We start from the raw sequence: 16,516 nt of genomic DNA on the forward strand, positions 1-16,516 counted from the left end.
ATAGTGCGGATTACCCGTGTGAAAGTAGGTAATCGTCAGGCTCCCTAGCAGCATCAGAAACCCCACCCCGCAAAGGTGGGGTTTCTGCGTTTACGGAAACGCCATCAACAGCAACGTCCATCATCTGGGTTCCGAAAGCGTCCGTGCAAACGCATCAACAAAGAACCAGGATTGACGAATAAGCTGATAAACGCTTCTGTAAGCTTTCTGAATATCGAAAACAGTTTTCTTTCTGTTTGTAATGAATAACTAGCCTTCCGCCACGCCAGCTTCCAGCCTTACCAAACCATTCAAACCGCTTCCGCCGTGCACCAAAACAGGACGCTCTTCCACGGAACACGTCCAAAATTTGTGCAAACGCACATTTAGGGTTATGCACGCAACACCGAAGTCCACAATAGAGTCTACCGACTACTGCACTAATTACTTAACACTTGTTTGCGGCGCTGCAAAAATCTTAATTTCAGGTTATGCTCGTTAACCCTTGATGCCCGTGCGTCATTTGGACACGTTGACCTGGCCCCCGAATCAAGCGTTGTACCCGTCAAATGAAGTCGAAATGTAATATAAATTTCAATTCTTTCAGTCTGACGGTTTTGATTCGGACGTTTTCCTGCTTCAGTCTTTAAAGAATAAATGCAATCCGCACCGCTTCTAAGCCTTCTGATCTGGGTCCCCATTGTGGCGGGCATCATCGTTCTGCGAGTGGGTTCGGGTTCGCCTGGCCGGGCTCGTTGGCTCGCGCTCATCGGTGCACTTGCCGGCCTCGTGCCTGCTATCCCGCTGGTCGCAGGCTTCACGAACGGGTTGCCGTCAATGCAGTTCGTGGAGAACGTGAAGTGGCTGCCGTCGTTCGACATTGCGTGGCACCTGGGCGTAGACGGGATCTCGTTGTGGCTGATCGTATTGACCGCCCTGACGACGGTGGTGATCGTGGTAGCGGGCTGGCAATCCATCACGGTGCGCAGCGCGCAATACTTCGGCTCGTTCCTCATGTTGTCGGGCTTCATGCAGGGCGTGTTCAGTTCGCTGGACGGCATGCTGTTCTTCATCTTCTTTGAAGCGACGCTGATTCCGCTGTACCTGCTGATCGGTACGTGGGGCAACAAGAACCGCTCGTACGCCGCGGTCAAGTTCTTCTTCTTCTCGCTGATCGGCTCGCTGATGATGCTGATCTCGATGCTCTATCTGTTCGCGCAGACCCACAGCTTCGACCTCGAAGTCTGGCGCAACGCGCATCTGGACTTCGTACCGCAAGCGCTGATTTTCCTCGGCTTCCTCGCAGCGTTTTCGGTGAAGGTGCCCATGTGGCCGGTGCACACCTGGCTGCCTGACGTCCACCTCGACGGCCCAACCGGCGCCGCCGTGATGCTCGGCATGCTGAAGATCGGCGGCTACGGTCTGCTGCGCTTCGCGTTGCCGATCACCCCGCAAGCCAGCCACTTCTTCGCGCCGGCAATGATCACGCTGTCGCTGGTCGCCGTGATCTACTCGAGCCTGCTCGCGCTCGTGCAAACCGATATCCGCAAACTGCTCGCCTACTCGTCGATCGCCCACATGGGTCTCGTCACGCTGGGTCTGTTCATATTCAATCCGCTCGGCCAGGAAGGCGCGATCATGCAAATGATCTCGTACGGCGTCGTGTCCGGCGCCATGCTGCTGTGCACGGGCATGTTGTACGACCGCACGCAAAGCGGCTCGATCGACGCCTACGGTGGCGTCGCCAACACCATGCCGAAGTTCGCTGTCTTCGTGATGCTGTTCTCGATGGCCAACGTCGGCTTGCCGGGCACGGCAGGTTTCGTCGGCGAGTTCATGGTGTTGATGGGCGCGATCGGCTTCAACTTCTGGATCGGCGCAATTGCTGCGCTGACGGTGATCCTGAGCGCCGCCTACACGCTGTGGATGTACAAGCGCGTGATCTTCGGCGCGATCGCCAATGCACGCGTCGCGAAGCTGACCGACCTCGGCAAGCGCGAGTTCGTCCTGCTCGGCGCAATGGCGGTACTGGTACTCGCGATCGGCATCTATCCGAAGCCGTTCACGGATGCAATCAACCCGACGTCGACCAGCCTGCTCGCGCAGACCAATCGTCCGGCACAACCGGTCGAGTCCGCTGCTGTCGAGAACGCAGAGCATTTGCAAGCACGCGCTGCGGTAAACGCAACACACGCGCCGGGTTGAGTGCATTGATTGTGTAGCTGCGTCGTGCCGCTAACACGATACGACGCGCTACCTGAAGCGCGTGCGATCGCGCAGATGTGCGGTCGTTACTTGCTCGCGGTCCATAGCTGAAGCAGTTGTTTTATCTCTTGATGTACGGCAAGCACCGATCATGTGCGCAGGATTGTGCGGCAACGTGTCACACACTTCACGCTCGCAACAGATCGTTGCAAAAATCGCTGTTTATAACGAGATAGCACGGCTTTACTATGCGACCGCTTACTAATGGAGAGCGGTCGGATGTTGTTCGTCACAGTCGTAAAGAGCAGGCAATCGATATGAAAGAAAAAACTCTACGGGGGGCGATGAGCACAGTCGCCATTGGCCTGGTTGCGCTGCTCTCGGGCTGTAGCAATCTCGATCTGCTGAATTCCAAGGGCAGTGTGGGAATCGCGGAGCGTAACCTCATCGCGACGTCGACATGGGCCATGCTCATCGTCGTGATTCCGGTCATTGCCATGACGCTGCTGTTCGCCTGGCGCTATCGCGCGTCGAACAAGAGCGCCGAATATCGACCCACCTGGTCGCATTCCACGGGCATCGAGATCGCGATCTGGACGATTCCGACGCTGATCATCCTGTTCCTCGGCGTACTGACGTGGAAGAGCACGCACGAGCTCGATCCGTACCGTCCGCTTGAATCGAGCGTGAAGCCGATCAACGTCGAAGTGGTCGCACTTGACTGGAAGTGGCTGTTCATCTACCCGGACCTCGGCATCGCGTCGGTCAACCAGCTCGCGCTTCCCGTGGGCACGCCGGTCAACTTCAATATCACGTCGGACTCGGTGATGAACTCGTTCTTCATCCCGCAACTCGGCGGCCAGATCTACGCAATGGCAGGCATGCAGACGAAGCTGCATCTGATCGCGGATGAGCCAGGCGACTACGCCGGCGAGTCGGCGAACTTCAGCGGCAAGGGCTTCTCGGACATGAAGTTCCGCGCGATCGCCTCGTCCCCGGAAGAATTCAACGCATGGGTTGCCAAGGTGCGCGCATCGTCGGACCGCCTCGACATGAACCGCTACAACGTCGTGTCGCAGCCGGGCGAGAAAGCGCCGGTCACCTACTTCTCGTCGGTCGATCCAAAGCTCTTTCACAACATCATTGCCCGCTATAACAACGGCAACGTCATGGATATGAAAGACGATAGCAACTGCAAGGCCAAGGGGTAACGCATGTTCGGTAAATTAACCCTCGACTCGATTCCGTACCACGAGCCGATCATCATGTTCGCCGCGGCCCTGATGGGCATCGGCGCGGTTACGGTGCTCGGCGCCGTGACATATTTCGGCAAGTGGCGCTACCTGTGGACCGAGTGGCTCACGTCGGTCGACCACAAGAAACTCGGCGTGATGTACATCGTCGTGGCGATGATCATGCTGCTGCGCGGCTTCGCCGACGCAATCATGATGCGCACGCAACTGGCGATCGCGTATCACAACCCTGGCTATCTGCCGCCGCATCACTACGACCAGATCTTCTCCGCGCACGGCGTCATCATGATTTTCTTCATGGCGATGGTGTTCATGGTGGGTCTGATGAACCTGATCGTTCCGCTGCAGATCGGCGCGCGTGACGTGGCGTACCCGTTCCTGAACTCGCTGTCGTTCTGGATGACCGCAGTCAGCGCGATCCTGATCAACATCTCGCTCGTGATCGGTGAATTTGCACAGACGGGCTGGCTGGCGTATCCGCCGCTTTCAGAACTGCAATTCAGCCCGGGCGTCGGCGTCGACTATTACATCTGGAGCTTGCAGCTATCGGGTATCGGCACGTTGCTCACGGGTATCAACTTCTTCGTCACGATCGTCAAGATGCGCGCGCCTGGCATGACGTTCATGAAGATGCCGGTATTCACGTGGACCGCGCTGTGCACGAACGTGCTGATCATGGCTGCGTTCCCGATTCTGACGGTCACCCTGGCGCTGCTCGGCCTCGACCGTTACCTGGGCATGCACTTCTTCACGAATGAAGGCGGCGGCAATGCCATGCTGTATCTGAACCTGATCTGGGCGTGGGGCCATCCGGAGGTCTACATCCTGATCCTGCCCGCGTTCGGTATCTTCTCCGAAGTCATTGCGACGTACGCGAAGAAGCCGCTGTTCGGCTACAAGACCATGGTCTACGCGACCTGCGCGATCATGGTGCTGTCGTTCCTCGTGTGGCTGCATCACTTCTTTACGATGGGTTCGGGCGCGGACGTGAATGCCTTCTTCGGCATCGCGACCATGATCATTGCGATTCCGACCGGCGTGAAGGTTTTCAACTGGCTGTTCACGATCTACAAAGGCCGCCTCGAGTTTTCGACGCCAGTATTGTGGACGCTCGGCTTCATGGTCACCTTCACGATCGGCGGTATGACCGGCGTGATGATGGCGATCCCGGGCGCAGACTTCGTGCTGCACAACAGCCTGTTCCTGATCGCTCACTTCCACAACGTGATCATCGGTGGCGTGCTGTTCGGCTATCTGGCTGGCTTTAACTACTGGTTCCCGAAGGCATTCGGCTTCAAGCTGAACCAGAAGCTCGGCAAGGCCTCGTTCTGGTTCTGGCAAATCGGCTTCTGGATCGCTTTCCTGCCGCTGTACGTGCTGGGCTTCATGGGCATGACGCGCCGTCTGAACCACTACGACAACCCGCAATGGCACCCGTGGCTGCTGCTGGCTGAAGTGGGTGCTGTGCTGATCGCAATCGGTATCGGCCTGCAACTGCTGCAGATCTTCGTCAGCATTCGCGACCGCAACCTGCCGCAGAACCGCGACGTTTCCGGCGATCCGTGGGATGGCCGTACGCTGGAATGGTCGACCACATCGCCGCCGCCGGTCTACAACTTCGCTATCGTGCCGACGGTGCATGAGCTGGATGCGTTCACCGACATGAAGCAACGCGCGAAGACCGAGAAGACCAAGCCGGTGTACCGCGACATTCACATGCCGTCGAACACGAGCGCAGGTTTCTTCATTGCCGCGTTCAGCCTGGTGCTCGGCTTCGCCGCAATCTGGCACATCTGGTGGCTGGCGATCATTGGCCTGGTGGGCGCGATCGGCACGGTGATCGGGCGCAGCTTCAGTAATGACAACGGCTACTACATCCCTGCCAGCACGGTTCAGGCGATCGAAGAACGTCGTAGTGGCGCTGGTGAAGCGCTTGAACTGGCGGAGGTGGATTAATGTTGACGAAGACTCATCTGGCGCACGAAGTCCACGACGCGGACCACGTGCCATCGCAATCGGTGTTCGGTTTCTGGCTGTATCTGATGACCGACTGCATCATCTTTGCCTCGCTGTTCGCCGTGTTTGCGGTGATGAGCCACCAGTTCGCGGGTGGCCCGAGTGGCAAGGATCTGTTCGAAATTCCCGGCGTTGCACTGGAAACGGCCGCGCTGCTGCTGAGCTCGATTACCTACGGCTTCGCGATGATCGGCGCACACCAGGGCAAGAAGGGTGTGCTGCTCGGCTGGCTCGCGGTGACGTTCCTGCTCGGTGCATCGTTCCTCGTACTTGAACTGCGCGAGTTCTCGCACCTGATCGCGATGGGCGCAGGTCCGGACCGTAGCGCGTTCTGGTCGTCGTTCTTCACGCTGGTCGGCACGCACGGTTTGCACGTGACCTGTGGCCTGCTGTGGATGATCGTGCTGAGCGTGCAGGTGATCCGCAGTCCTGAACTGACCGAGCGCGAACTGACGCGCCTGACGTGCCTGAGCCTCTTCTGGCACTTTCTGGACATCGTCTGGATCGGTGTCTTTACCTTTGTCTACCTTACGAGTGTGATTTAAATGGACCACGCCCATACCGCTCACTCGGGTGAAAGCCACGGCAGTTTCGGCAGCTATACGGCCGGCTTCATCCTGTCCGTCCTGCTGACTGCTGCGGCATTCGGCATCATCATGACCGGTTCGTTGACCGGCCATAACGCAGTGCTGGCAATCGCCGGACTGGCGTTCGTGCAGATCATCGTGCACCTGGTGTTCTTCCTGCATATGAACACATCGTCGTCACAGCGCTGGAATGTGATGGCGTTTGGTTTCACGGTGCTGACCGCCGTCATTTTGATCGTCGGCTCGTTGTGGATCATGCATAACGTCAGCATGAACATGATGTCGCGCTAAGTATCCACCGCGCGTTGTACAGATAGAACGGCCCCTGCAATAGCGGCCGTTTTGCATTCGGTCACTTCCGACGCGAAGCCTTAGGCGCCGGCGCGGTCGTCTCGCGAATCACCAGTTCCGAGAGCGGCACCTTGTATGCATCGCGTTTGGCTTTGACACCTTCGATACGATCGATCGTCAACGCGACGGCAATCGATGCAATCGCAGCGGTCGGAAATCCCACCGTGGTGAGCGCAGGCCGGAACTGATGCGCGAGGTGGATGTTGGTCAGTCCGATCACAGACAGATCTTGAGGCACGCGTTTGCCGATGTCCGTCGCCGCCTGGATCGCACCGATCGCCATCAGGTCGTTGGTCGCAAACAACGCAGTTAGTTTGGGCTGCTCACCTAGCAGCGCACGGGCAGCTTCGTAGCCGGCCTCGATCGAGTCCTTGCACGAACGAACCTGCACCGCATCGGCGGCAACGCCTCGCGCAGCCAATGCGTCGACAAACCCATGAAGCCGCGTCGATTGCGGGCCGCCGGAACCTTCCCCCAGCAGCGCACCGATCTTGCGATGACCAAGTTCGTAAAGATGTGCAGCAGCGAGGCCGCCGGCATGGATGTGATCGACAGTGACGCAAGGCAGCGTACGACTTGCCTGAACGTTTTCCCACATGCACAGCACGAGCGGCGAGCCACGCTGGGCGATCTCAGCGAGTTCGCCAGCGCTGACATCGGTGTTCATCACTATGACGCCGGCAGCGAGCGTGCCGGCGATCTTGTCGAGGTACGCGCGTGCGATGGCAGGGTTGTCATCCGTGTTGCACACCAGCAAAAAATAGCCACGCCGGCGCGCCGCGGTTTCAGCTTCCAGCACGAACTCCGGATAAAACGGGTTCGAGATATTCGACAACATCAACGCCAGCGTGGACGTGCGTCCCTCGGCCAAAGCGCGCGCCGTGAGGTTGGGGCGGTAACCGAGTTCGCGCACGGCCGCCATGACACGTTCGACGGTGGTCGGCTTCACTTTCTGAGGATTGCGTAACACGTTCGATACCGTGGCCGCGGTGACCTGCGCGCGTTGCGCGACTTCGGCGAGCGTCACCATGTCGGGTGCACCGCGTCCAGGGTTAACGAGTGTTGGACGGCGGCAATTGGCTCCGTTTCTAGTGTTTCACCCATATATTGAGACGTTTTGGTAAGGGTTGCGTGTCGGGAATAGCTCGGCTACTTTCACGATTAGCCACAGAAGGAACACATGTTAATTCAAGCGGCAGTTTTTCCATCGGAAAATTTAAGCGCTTAAATTTTGTGAGTGTTTCACGAACCATTTCAAGAACGTCAACGAAGAAAATGACGAAAGCGGCGATGCAGTAGCTGTAGCACGTCACCTTTCGCTTCACTAGCCGGTTTGCTGTGACCCGGCGGCTGACGCGAGGCAGCTGCCACCATAAATTGAATATTGGAGACGAGCATGAAATTCAGAGCTGGGAAGGTTTTACTGGCCGGCATCGCGTGTCTTGCGATGGCGACCGCGACCTACGTGGAAGCCGCGACGTTGCGGGTGACGGTATCGGCGCGCGGCAATCAGCGTGCGGTGTGGCAAGACGCTTTCGATCAGTTCAAGAAGGCCAATCCCGATGTCGACCTGAAAGTGACCTACGTAGGCGAGGAGGCCTACAAGGTGCAGATGTCCGGCTGGCTCGCAACCGATCCGCCCGATGTGCTGAGCTGGCACAACGGCGAGCGCATGGCCTATTTCGCCAAGCGCGGTCTGCTCGACGACCTGACCGCCGACTGGCAGAAAGACGGCTGGAATCAGACCTACGCCGCGGTCAAGCCGCCTTCGACGTACGCGGGCAAGCAGTATGCCGCGCCGCTCGGCTACGACTCGTATGGTTTCTTCTATCGCAAGGACCTGTTCCAGAAGGCTGGCATTGCCGGCGAACCGAAGACATGGGATGAGTTCCTCGCCGACTGCAAGAAGCTGAAGGACGCGGGCATTGCACCGATCGCCGTGCCGGCCAAAGACTCGTGGACACTTGCAGCATGGTTCGACTACCTTGACCTGCGCATCAACGGCTACGCATTTCACGAGCAACTGATGGCGGGTGAAATCCCCTACACCGACGCCCGCGTGCGCAAGGTCTACGCAACATGGAAGACGCTGATCGACGACAAGTACTTCGTCGACAACGCGCTTTCGTACGACGTGGATTCGGTCAGCCCGCTGCTCGTCAACGGTCAGGCCGCCATGATGTTGATGGGCACGTTCTTCTCTGCCGGCCTGCCCGAAGCGACGCGCGACAAGATGGGCTACTTCCGCTTCCCTGTGATCGACGCATCCGTGCCGATGGCTGAGGACGGTCCGGTCAACATCCTGATGATCCCGGCGAAAGCCAGCAACAAGAAGGACGCGCACCGCCTGCTCGCCTTCATGGCGCAGCCGCAGATCAACGGCGAACTGGCGAAGGGCTGGGGCCAGTTACCGTCTAACAACCAGGCGCCGGAACCCCAGGACCCGATCTCGAAGATCGGTTTCCAGATTCTGTCGAGCACGCCAGGCGGTGTCGCGCAGTTCTACGACCGTGACATGACCAAGGAAATGGCCGACGAAGGCATGAAGGGGATGCAGCAGTTCTACAGCGACCCGAGCCAGATCGACGCGGTCCTGAACCACCTCGAACAGTTCCGCCAACGGATCTATAAGAAGTAAGCTGTGGAGTGTCTGGGTTGCGGTGGCCAATGCATTGCGCCGCAGCTCAGACAAACCCGCATCCGTACGAGGAACCTGAACGTGTCGACCACTATGTCAGACAAAGCGGCCTCAATCGGCCGCGCACGCCAGCGCCAACGAGCACCTGCGCCGCTCAGCCGCCGGCGCAATCGCACCGCGTTGCTGTTTCTGCTGCCGGGCGGCCTGCTGTTCGCGCTGTATGTGATTTACCCGGTGATCAGCAGCATCTTGCTGAGCTTCTATAACTGGGACGGCATGACGGCAAGGGCGTTCGTCGGACTCGACAATTACCGCGAGCTGTTCCACTCCGATACGTTCTACACAGCGCTGAAGAACAACGTCATCTGGCTCGTGCTGTTTTTGCTTGCGCCGCCGTTTGGTCTCGTGTTCGCGCTGTATCTGAATCAGAGCGTGCGCGGCATCCGGCTCATCAAGTCGCTTTTCTTTGCACCGTTCGTGCTGCCGGGCGTGGTGGTCGGGCTGGTGTTCGGATGGTTCTACGATCCCACCTTCGGCTTGCTGAAGCTGATCGTAGGGCATGGCATACCGGTGCTTGGCGATCCGCGTTATGTGACCTACGGGATCATTTTTGCTGCGCTCTGGCCGCAGATTCCGTTCTGCATGATTCTCTATCTGACCGGGCTCACCGGCATCAACAGCGAAATCATCGAAGCGGCCCGCATGGAAGGTGCGCAGGGCTTCGCGCTGCTCTGGCATGTGATCTTGCCGCAACTTCGGCCCGCCACTTTCATGGCGTTCGTGCTGACCGTGATCGGCGCGCTACGCAGCTTCGACCTGATTTCGGTGATGAGCGGAGGCGGTCCGTTCGACAGCTCGACTGTGCTGGCCTATTTCATGTACGACCAGGCGATCAAGTATTACCGCGAAGGGTATTCCGCTGCGATTGCAGTGGTGCTGTTCGTGATCATGCTGATCTTTATCGTTTGGCAGTTGCGGCGGCTCGTGCGCAGCGAAACCTGAGGAATCGACATGTATCCGATGCCCGTTTCCCGCTGGCGGCCCGGTAGCCGTCTGCTCTACAAAATCTCTTTGCCTGTTGCGTTGCTGCTGTGGCTATTGCCCTTGCTCGCTGTGCTGGTGACGTCGGTGCGCTCCAGTGACGAACTCTCCGCGGGCAATTACTGGGGTTGGCCCGAGCATTTCGCATTGGTCGAAAACTACGGCACGGCGCTCACGCAAACGCCGATGCTGCATTACTTCCTGAACAGCGTGCTGATCACCGTGCCCTCGGTGCTGGTGTCGATCTTCCTGGCATCGATGGCAGGGCACGCGCTCGCGAATTACCGCTTTCGCGGAAACCTGGTTGTGCTGGCGATTTTTGTGGCGGGCAATTTCGTGCCGGTGCAGATCCTGATGATCCCCGTGCGGCAGTTGACGCTGGATTTCGGCCTCTACAACACGGTGTTGGGACTGGTGCTGTTTCACACCGCATTTCAGACGGGATTCTGCACGCTGTTCCTGCGCAACTTCATTCGCGCGCTACCGTACGAGCTCATCGAAGCAGCACGCGTCGAAGGCGCGAGCGAGTGGTCGATCTACTTGCGCATCGTGCTGCCGCTGATACGGCCCGCACTCGCGGCGCTCGGCATTCTCGTCTTCACGTTTGTGTGGAACGACTATTTCTGGGCGCTGTGCCTGACGCAAGGCGATGACGCGGCGCCGATCACCGTCGGCGTCGCCGCGCTAAGGGGCCAGTGGACGACGTCATGGAATCTGGTTTCCGCGGGTTCTGTGCTGGCCGCATTGCCATCGGTCGTGATGTTCTTTGCCATGCAGAAGCATTTCGTGACCGGCCTCACGTTCGGCGCCACCAAGGGATAGCTTTGCGAGCGAGCCTCGATCGCTTGCCACCTCCTTGCGACTCGTCATCACTTAGAACACAAACCTCACTACGTCTAGCGAGAGCACCATGCATTTAGGAGTCTGCTATTACCCCGAGCAATGGCCGCAGCATCAATGGGAAAGCGATGCGCGCCGGATGGCGGAACTGGGCATCAGCCGTGTCCGGATCGCCGAATTTGCATGGAGCACGATGGAGCCCGAACCGGGCCGCTATGAATGGGCGTGGCTGGATACCGCGATCGAAACACTGGCAAAACACGGCCTGAAAGTCGTTCTTGGCACACCCACGGCGACGCCGCCCAGGTGGCTGGTGGAGCTGCATCCGGAGATCCTGCCGGTCAACAAGGATGGCGTCACCCTGAAGTTCGGCTCGCGACGTCACTACGATATTTCGAGCGAGGTTTATCGCGAGCATTGCGCGCGCATCGTCGAGCAGATGGTGCGGCGTTACGGCAAGCATCCCGCGGTGATCGCCTGGCAGACGGATAACGAACTCGCTTGCCACGACACCTCGCCGACTTATACGGAAGCGGCCCGCGTGCGCTTCGGCAAATGGCTCGCGGCGCGCTACGGCGAAGTGGCGCGGTTGAACACGGCATGGGGCAATGTGTTCTGGAGCATGGAGTACCGCAGCTTCGATGAAATCGGTTTGCCGAACCTCACGCCCACCGATGCGAATCCGAGCCACTGGCTCGACTTCAGGCGTTTCATGTCGAGCGAGGTGGCGAGCTTCCATAGCCTGCAAGGCGAACTGATTCGCGAGCATGCGCCGGGACGCGATCTGCTGCATAACTTCATGGGCTTTTTCACGAGCTTCGATCACTACGAGTTTGCCGAAAGCGGTCTCGATGTCGCCGCGTGGGACAGTTATCCGCTGCCGCGCACGGAAGTACTGTGGTTCGACGACGCCGAGAAGCACCGCTGGGCTCGCACCGGTCATCCCGACATACCCGCTTTCAACCACGATCTGTACCGTGGCGTGGGCAACGGGCGCATGTGGGTGATGGAGCAGCAGGTCGGTCCAGTCAACTGGGCGCCGTATAACCCTGTGCCGAAAGCGGGCATGGCGCGTCTCTGGACCTGGGAGGCGTTTGCGCACGGCGCCGAACTGGTGTCGTACTTCCGCTGGCGCCAGGCGCCCTTTGCGCAGGAGCAGATGCATTCGGGCATCAACGCACCGGACGACAAGCTGACTACCGGTGGCCACGAAATTGCCCGTGTGGGACGTGAGCTGGCGGCGTTCGACCGGGCAGCCGTGGCTTCAGGCGCAGCGGCGACTGCCGAAGCGAAGCAAGCCCCTGTGGCTTTGCTGTTCGACTACCCGGCAGACTGGATCGTGCAGATCCAGCGTCACGGGGCCGATTTCGATTACCAGCGACTGGTGTTCGAGTGGTACTCGTGTCTGCGCGAGATGGGCGTCGACGTGGACATGTTGCCCGCCACCGCCGATCTAAGCGGATACCGGCTGATCGTCGCTCCCTCGCTACCGGTGGTGCCGGATGTGCTGGTCGCGCAGATCCAGGCCGGCCACAGCCACTGGCTATTCGGCCCGCGCACGGGTTCGAAGACCGCGGACTACACAATCCCTGCAACGTTGCCTCCTGGCCCGTTACAGGCCGTTCTGGACGTGCGGGTGGCGCAAAGCGAATCGCTGCGTCCGACTCTGCGGCCAGCAGCAAGCTTTAACGACGTGCAAGGACAAGGCAGAAGCTGGCGCGATCACGTAGAAGCCGGTCCTGGCGTAGACGTGCTTGCCTCGTTCGATGATGGCTGGCCGGCGCTCGTGCAGTCCGGACGGGTCCGCATGACGACGGCCTGTTTCGACCCGGCGTTGCAGCGGGCGTTGCTTGAAAGCAGCGTGCGCGACGCCGGCATCGAGGTCGTCGATTTGCCGGAGGGCGGCCGTTTGCGTCGTCTCGGCAACGTGCGCTTTGCCTTCAACTACGGTGAAAAGACCTGGCAGGTGCCCGCTCCAGAGGACGCGCACTTTGTGCTGGGCGGCCGCGAAACCGGCTCATGTGACGTAGCGGCGTGGATCGAAACGCACTGACGTCGGCTGCCGATGTGCTAACACGTTCCAGCAAGCTTTGGCATACTGCCGGTTCACCCGTGTTTCGCGTCATCGATGAACTACTCCCGGCTCCTCAGCCTCACGCGCATCCCGTCCTTCATGTCACTGGCGGGCGCGACCTTGATGCTCGGGGTCGCCATGTCGTTTACCGCTCCGTATCTGTCGCTATTCGGCGTCGAGCGGGCTGGCATGACGCCGCTCAAGCTCGGGCTGTTCATGACGCTGATCGCGGCGAGCGGGGTGGCGGCGAGCGGTTGGGCCGGTAAATGGTCCGACCGCCATGGTCATCACCGCACGTTGCTGCTCGCGGCGCTGGGCGCGGCGGCGCTTGGCTTTCTGCTGCTGTGCTTCGTGCGCGACTACCGGGCGCTCCTGATAATTGGGATAGCGTTCCTCGGCGCAGGCGGCTCGGCGTTGTCACTGGTGTTCTCGTTTGGCCGCGCTGCGTTACCGGTGACGAACGAATCCGAGCGGACCTTTGCGACTGCCACGCTGCGCACGGTGTTGTCGGTCGCGTGGGTGTTCGGGCCTTCGGTGGGGGCGCTGGTGTTGGCTGCCATCGGTTTTTACGGGCTTTTCCTGTTCGCGGCGGCGTGTTTTGCCGGCTGCGGCGCGATCATCTGGCGCATGCATGAGGCGCCGGATGGCGAGTTGCACAGCGTGGAGGATCACGTCCCCGGCGACCCGGCTTCGTCGCTCGAGGTCACCACGGTCGAGCCGGAGACGCCGGTCAAGCCCGATCTCGTTCATCCTGCGGCGCCGCCGCGCATGATCTGGCGCTCGGTGCTGGCACTGACGCTCATCGGTCTGGCCGCCAACGCGACGATGATCGTGTTGCCGCTCTACGTCACCCACGGACTGCACGGCACGCGCATCGACGTGTCGATCATGCTCGGCCTTGGAGCGTTCCTCGAAATTCCGATGATGCTGGCGCTCGGCGCACGTGGCTCGAGTCTAAACAAGCTGCGCTGGCTGGCCGCGTGTGCCGGCGTGCATATGCTGTACTTCCTCTGCGTGGCGGCGGCCGGTTCCATCTCGTTCCTGATTCCGATGCAGGCACTCAACGCTTTCGTGGTGGCCGTGACGTCCTGCCTCGGCATGACCTATGTGCAGGATCTGATGCCGCGCTCGCCTGGCCAGGCTACGGCGCTGTTCTTCAATTCGGCCCGTGTCGGCTCGATCCTCTCGGGTGTGCTATCAGGGTTGCTGGTGGCCGGAGTAGGGTACCGGGGTACGTTCCTGTTCTGTGGCTGCCTGTCGCTAGGGGCATTCATCCTGTTCGCCGATCCGCCGTGGCGGCTTATGTTCCGCTACGTTCAGGACAGGTGGCCGGGTCGCCGGAGAGACTGATGGCCGGGCCTAACTGGGTCGATCTGCGCCAGCACGCCAGCACCGGAATCGAAACGCTGCGCGCGCATTTCGAAGGTCATGCCTACGATCCGCACTGGCATGACGCGTATCTGCTTGGCTTTACCGAACAGGGCGTTCAGCAGTTCGATTGCCGTCGCGCGCGTCTGCAAAGCACGCCGGGTCACGTGTTCATGCTGGAGCCAGGCGATATCCATGACGGCCATGCTCCGGCGCAGGGCGGCTTCACTTACTCGATGCTTTACCTGAAGCCGGACTGGCTAACGCGCGAACTGCGGGCGTGGTCCGATGAGGTGCCCGTTACCGGACAACCGCAGTTTCCCGCCACCTTGATCGACGACATTGCGTTTGCAAGGGCGATTGCAACACTGTTCCGCGTGTTGCGTAGCGCAGAAGGGCCGCGTCTTGCGAGGCAAACGGCTATCGACGGCTTGCTCGAAAGTCTTGGCCGCCACCTCGACTGGCGCTTGCATGGCGAGCGTGATCCGCGCTTGCCCGGGGTCGCACAACGCGCGCGAGATTATCTGCACGCACATTTGCACGACGATATTGGCCTTGATGAACTGGCGATGGCCTGCGACGTCGACCGGTTTCGTCTCACGCGCGCTTTCAAGACCAGCTTTGGGCTTGCTCCGCATGCGTATCTGATCCAGTTGCGGTTGGCGACAGCGCGTCAGTGGCTCGCCCGTGGCGTCGCGCCGGCCGAGGTCGCGCATGCGCTGTGTTTTGCCGACCAGAGCCACCTGGGCCGCTGGTTCCGGCGCGCTTACGGACTGACGCCTGCTCACTACGGCAAGCGCTGCACAAACGTTCCAGACTGAGCGCCAAACCACGATTAACCTTGCCCAGAAGGGCCCGGCGGGCGTTGCCTGCACGAGGATGAGTCAAGGTGAAATCGCAAAGGAATGGAACGGATGGAGTTCGATACAAAAGTTGTGCTGGTGGTTCGTGAGGACCTGGCGTCGTGGCAAAAGCTCAACGTCACGGCGTTTCTGGCAACGGGGATTGCCGCGGCGGCGCCCGAAGCGATCGGCAAATCCTACGAGGACGCGAACGGCAGGCACTATGCCGCCTTGCTCGGGCAGCCCGTGATGATCTATGGCGGCGATGCAGCGGGAGTGTTGCGGGCGTTTCAACAGGCCCAGCAAAGAGAACTGACCATCGCGGTCTACGTGAAGGCGATGTTTTCCACTGGCAATGATGACGACAATCGGGCGGCGTTTCGCGCTGAGTCCGTGGACCAACCCGACCTTGTGGGGATCGCGCTGCGTGGCCCGAGGAAGATGGTCGATAAGGCCGTGAAGGGGTTATCGCTGCATCCGTGACGTGTGTGCCGCTGTGTTGAGCCGCTTAAGGGCAGTGAGTGGCTAGTGGCGCCTTCGTGCGCGGTGCAGGCGGCCGCCGCTTCCACCGTCAGCGTCACCTCCGCGGCTCAAGCTTTCGCAGCGAGATCCGCGAAACTGACTACCTTCGCTTCGCAAGCGCTCGTGAGTGCCGCGTCGTAGCTCGTGAAAAACACCACACGGTCTTGCCCCAGCAGCTTGAACAGTTCGACGAGGACGCCACGCGCAGGAGCGTCGAGGCCGCCGCCCGGTTCATCCGCGATGACGACGGCGGGTTGTCCGATCGACGCTGCCGTCAGGAAAATCTTCTTGCGCGTGCCGAACGACATTTGCTCGAAGCGCTTCTCGAGATGCGCGGTAAGGCCGAACCGGTCGGCGAGTTCGAGCACGCGGCTGTCGAGCGCGGTCTGTCGTTCCGTCGCTATCCGTTCGAGAAAGTCGCGCCCGATTTCCATCGAACCCGGGAGACAGTCGTCGGGCACGTAGGCAAGCGCTGCTCTTGCCGCGACAGGAGCGCTCCGCAGCGAATGACCGCCGAGCCAGACCTCGCCCGCGTCCGCTTCGATCTCGCCGGCAAGGATACTCAGCAGAATCGATTTCCCGCTCCCACTCTCATCGTTCAGCGCGACGCAGCCTGCATCGACGCTGCAATGCAGTCCCTGAAAAATGGTGCGTTCACCGTAATGTTTGCACAGGTTCTCGAATCGAAGCATTGATAATCCGGGTTCTCAGACAAAGAAGATTCGCGATGCGGCGGCGAGCCAACGCGCGGGTGCAAGTATAAATTGCGCTTGCGTTCCGGTTGGCATCGCCGACTACTC

Annotated in this window: 14 protein-coding genes; 12 read left to right on the top strand and 2 right to left on the bottom strand. The window is 60.0% G+C overall.

Annotation, left to right across the window (positions count from 1 at the left end; all coding sequences use genetic code 11):
- The first annotated feature begins 636 nt into the window (after nt 1-636).
- From P3T24_RS37945 to cyoD, 5 genes are all read left to right on the top strand, one after another.
- Entirely contained in the window at nt 637-2,184 is a 1,548-nt protein-coding gene (locus tag P3T24_RS37945) for a complex I subunit 4 family protein (RefSeq protein WP_074266425.1), read from the top strand.
- A gap of 317 nt (nt 2,185-2,501) precedes the next feature.
- Nucleotides 2,502-3,395, top strand: coding sequence for a ubiquinol oxidase subunit II (cyoA, locus tag P3T24_RS37950; RefSeq protein ID WP_074266424.1), 894 nt, complete (start codon nt 2,502-2,504; stop codon nt 3,393-3,395).
- A gap of 3 nt (nt 3,396-3,398) precedes the next feature.
- Nucleotides 3,399-5,393: a cytochrome o ubiquinol oxidase subunit I gene (cyoB, locus tag P3T24_RS37955; protein ID WP_429441801.1), complete on the top strand. Its 1,995-nt coding sequence runs from the start codon at nt 3,399-3,401 to the stop codon at nt 5,391-5,393.
- Nucleotides 5,393-5,998 (top strand): cytochrome o ubiquinol oxidase subunit III, encoded by a 606-nt coding sequence (cyoC, locus tag P3T24_RS37960; RefSeq protein WP_074266422.1) that lies wholly within the window; start codon nt 5,393-5,395, stop codon nt 5,996-5,998. Before cyoB ends, cyoC begins: the two co-directional genes overlap by 1 nt.
- Nucleotides 5,999-6,331 (top strand): cytochrome o ubiquinol oxidase subunit IV, encoded by a 333-nt coding sequence (gene cyoD / locus P3T24_RS37965; RefSeq protein WP_429441803.1) that lies wholly within the window; start codon nt 5,999-6,001, stop codon nt 6,329-6,331.
- Between the two features lie 61 nt (nt 6,332-6,392).
- Here cyoD and P3T24_RS37970 read toward each other — a convergent pair whose 3' ends face one another.
- Nucleotides 6,393-7,421 carry a LacI family DNA-binding transcriptional regulator gene (locus tag P3T24_RS37970; RefSeq protein ID WP_429441805.1) on the bottom strand — a complete coding sequence of 343 codons (1,029 nt, stop codon included), beginning with the start codon at nt 7,419-7,421 and terminating at the stop codon, nt 6,393-6,395.
- 366 nt (nt 7,422-7,787) lie between these two features.
- Between P3T24_RS37970 and P3T24_RS37975 the strand changes: the two genes are divergently transcribed.
- From P3T24_RS37975 to P3T24_RS38005, 7 genes are all read left to right on the top strand, one after another.
- A complete protein-coding gene (locus tag P3T24_RS37975) occupies nt 7,788-9,029 on the top strand; it encodes an ABC transporter substrate-binding protein (RefSeq protein ID WP_074266419.1) in 1,242 nt (413 codons plus the stop codon).
- 93 nt (nt 9,030-9,122) lie between these two features.
- Nucleotides 9,123-10,031, top strand: a complete 909-nt coding sequence (locus P3T24_RS37980) for a carbohydrate ABC transporter permease (protein WP_074266418.1) — start codon at nt 9,123-9,125, stop codon at nt 10,029-10,031.
- Between the two features lie 9 nt (nt 10,032-10,040).
- Nucleotides 10,041-10,892: a carbohydrate ABC transporter permease gene (locus P3T24_RS37985; protein WP_074266417.1), complete on the top strand. Its 852-nt coding sequence runs from the start codon at nt 10,041-10,043 to the stop codon at nt 10,890-10,892.
- Nucleotides 10,893-10,980: 88 nt separating this feature from the next.
- The gene (locus P3T24_RS37990; protein WP_429441807.1) at nt 10,981-12,963 is read left to right on the top strand and encodes a beta-galactosidase; all 1,983 of its coding nucleotides are present in this window, start codon (nt 10,981-10,983) and stop codon (nt 12,961-12,963) included.
- 75 nt (nt 12,964-13,038) lie between these two features.
- A complete protein-coding gene (locus P3T24_RS37995) occupies nt 13,039-14,334 on the top strand; it encodes a sugar efflux transporter (RefSeq protein ID WP_429441809.1) in 1,296 nt (431 codons plus the stop codon).
- The gene (locus P3T24_RS38000; protein WP_429441811.1) at nt 14,334-15,173 is read left to right on the top strand and encodes an AraC family ligand binding domain-containing protein; all 840 of its coding nucleotides are present in this window, start codon (nt 14,334-14,336) and stop codon (nt 15,171-15,173) included. Before P3T24_RS37995 ends, P3T24_RS38000 begins: the two co-directional genes overlap by 1 nt.
- Nucleotides 15,174-15,266: 93 nt before the next feature.
- Nucleotides 15,267-15,677: a DUF2000 domain-containing protein gene (locus tag P3T24_RS38005; RefSeq protein ID WP_074266413.1), complete on the top strand. Its 411-nt coding sequence runs from the start codon at nt 15,267-15,269 to the stop codon at nt 15,675-15,677.
- A 107-nt stretch (nt 15,678-15,784) separates the two neighbouring features.
- On the opposite strand, the gene P3T24_RS38010 is transcribed toward P3T24_RS38005, so the two are convergent.
- Nucleotides 15,785-16,408: an ABC transporter ATP-binding protein gene (locus P3T24_RS38010; RefSeq protein ID WP_074266412.1), complete on the bottom strand. Its 624-nt coding sequence runs from the start codon at nt 16,406-16,408 to the stop codon at nt 15,785-15,787.
- Between the last annotated feature and the right edge of the window lie 108 nt (nt 16,409-16,516).

This window comes from Paraburkholderia sp. GAS33 (genome assembly GCF_050436645.1).
GTDB lineage: Bacteria > Pseudomonadota > Gammaproteobacteria > Burkholderiales > Burkholderiaceae > Paraburkholderia > Paraburkholderia phenazinium_B.

Coding starts and splice junctions, on each gene's coding strand:
- P3T24_RS37945 (WP_074266425.1), top strand. CDS start 637: ATGCAATCCGCACCGCTTCTAAGCCTTCTGATCTGGGTCCCCATTGTG.
- cyoA (WP_074266424.1), top strand. CDS start 2,502: ATGAAAGAAAAAACTCTACGGGGGGCGATGAGCACAGTCGCCATTGGC.
- cyoB (WP_429441801.1), top strand. CDS start 3,399: ATGTTCGGTAAATTAACCCTCGACTCGATTCCGTACCACGAGCCGATC.
- cyoC (WP_074266422.1), top strand. CDS start 5,393: ATGTTGACGAAGACTCATCTGGCGCACGAAGTCCACGACGCGGACCAC.
- cyoD (WP_429441803.1), top strand. CDS start 5,999: ATGGACCACGCCCATACCGCTCACTCGGGTGAAAGCCACGGCAGTTTC.
- P3T24_RS37970 (WP_429441805.1), bottom strand. CDS start 7,421: ATGGTGACGCTCGCCGAAGTCGCGCAACGCGCGCAGGTCACCGCGGCC.
- P3T24_RS37975 (WP_074266419.1), top strand. CDS start 7,788: ATGAAATTCAGAGCTGGGAAGGTTTTACTGGCCGGCATCGCGTGTCTT.
- P3T24_RS37980 (WP_074266418.1), top strand. CDS start 9,123: ATGTCAGACAAAGCGGCCTCAATCGGCCGCGCACGCCAGCGCCAACGA.
- P3T24_RS37985 (WP_074266417.1), top strand. CDS start 10,041: ATGTATCCGATGCCCGTTTCCCGCTGGCGGCCCGGTAGCCGTCTGCTC.
- P3T24_RS37990 (WP_429441807.1), top strand. CDS start 10,981: ATGCATTTAGGAGTCTGCTATTACCCCGAGCAATGGCCGCAGCATCAA.
- P3T24_RS37995 (WP_429441809.1), top strand. CDS start 13,039: ATGAACTACTCCCGGCTCCTCAGCCTCACGCGCATCCCGTCCTTCATG.
- P3T24_RS38000 (WP_429441811.1), top strand. CDS start 14,334: ATGGCCGGGCCTAACTGGGTCGATCTGCGCCAGCACGCCAGCACCGGA.
- P3T24_RS38005 (WP_074266413.1), top strand. CDS start 15,267: ATGGAGTTCGATACAAAAGTTGTGCTGGTGGTTCGTGAGGACCTGGCG.
- P3T24_RS38010 (WP_074266412.1), bottom strand. CDS start 16,408: ATGCTTCGATTCGAGAACCTGTGCAAACATTACGGTGAACGCACCATT.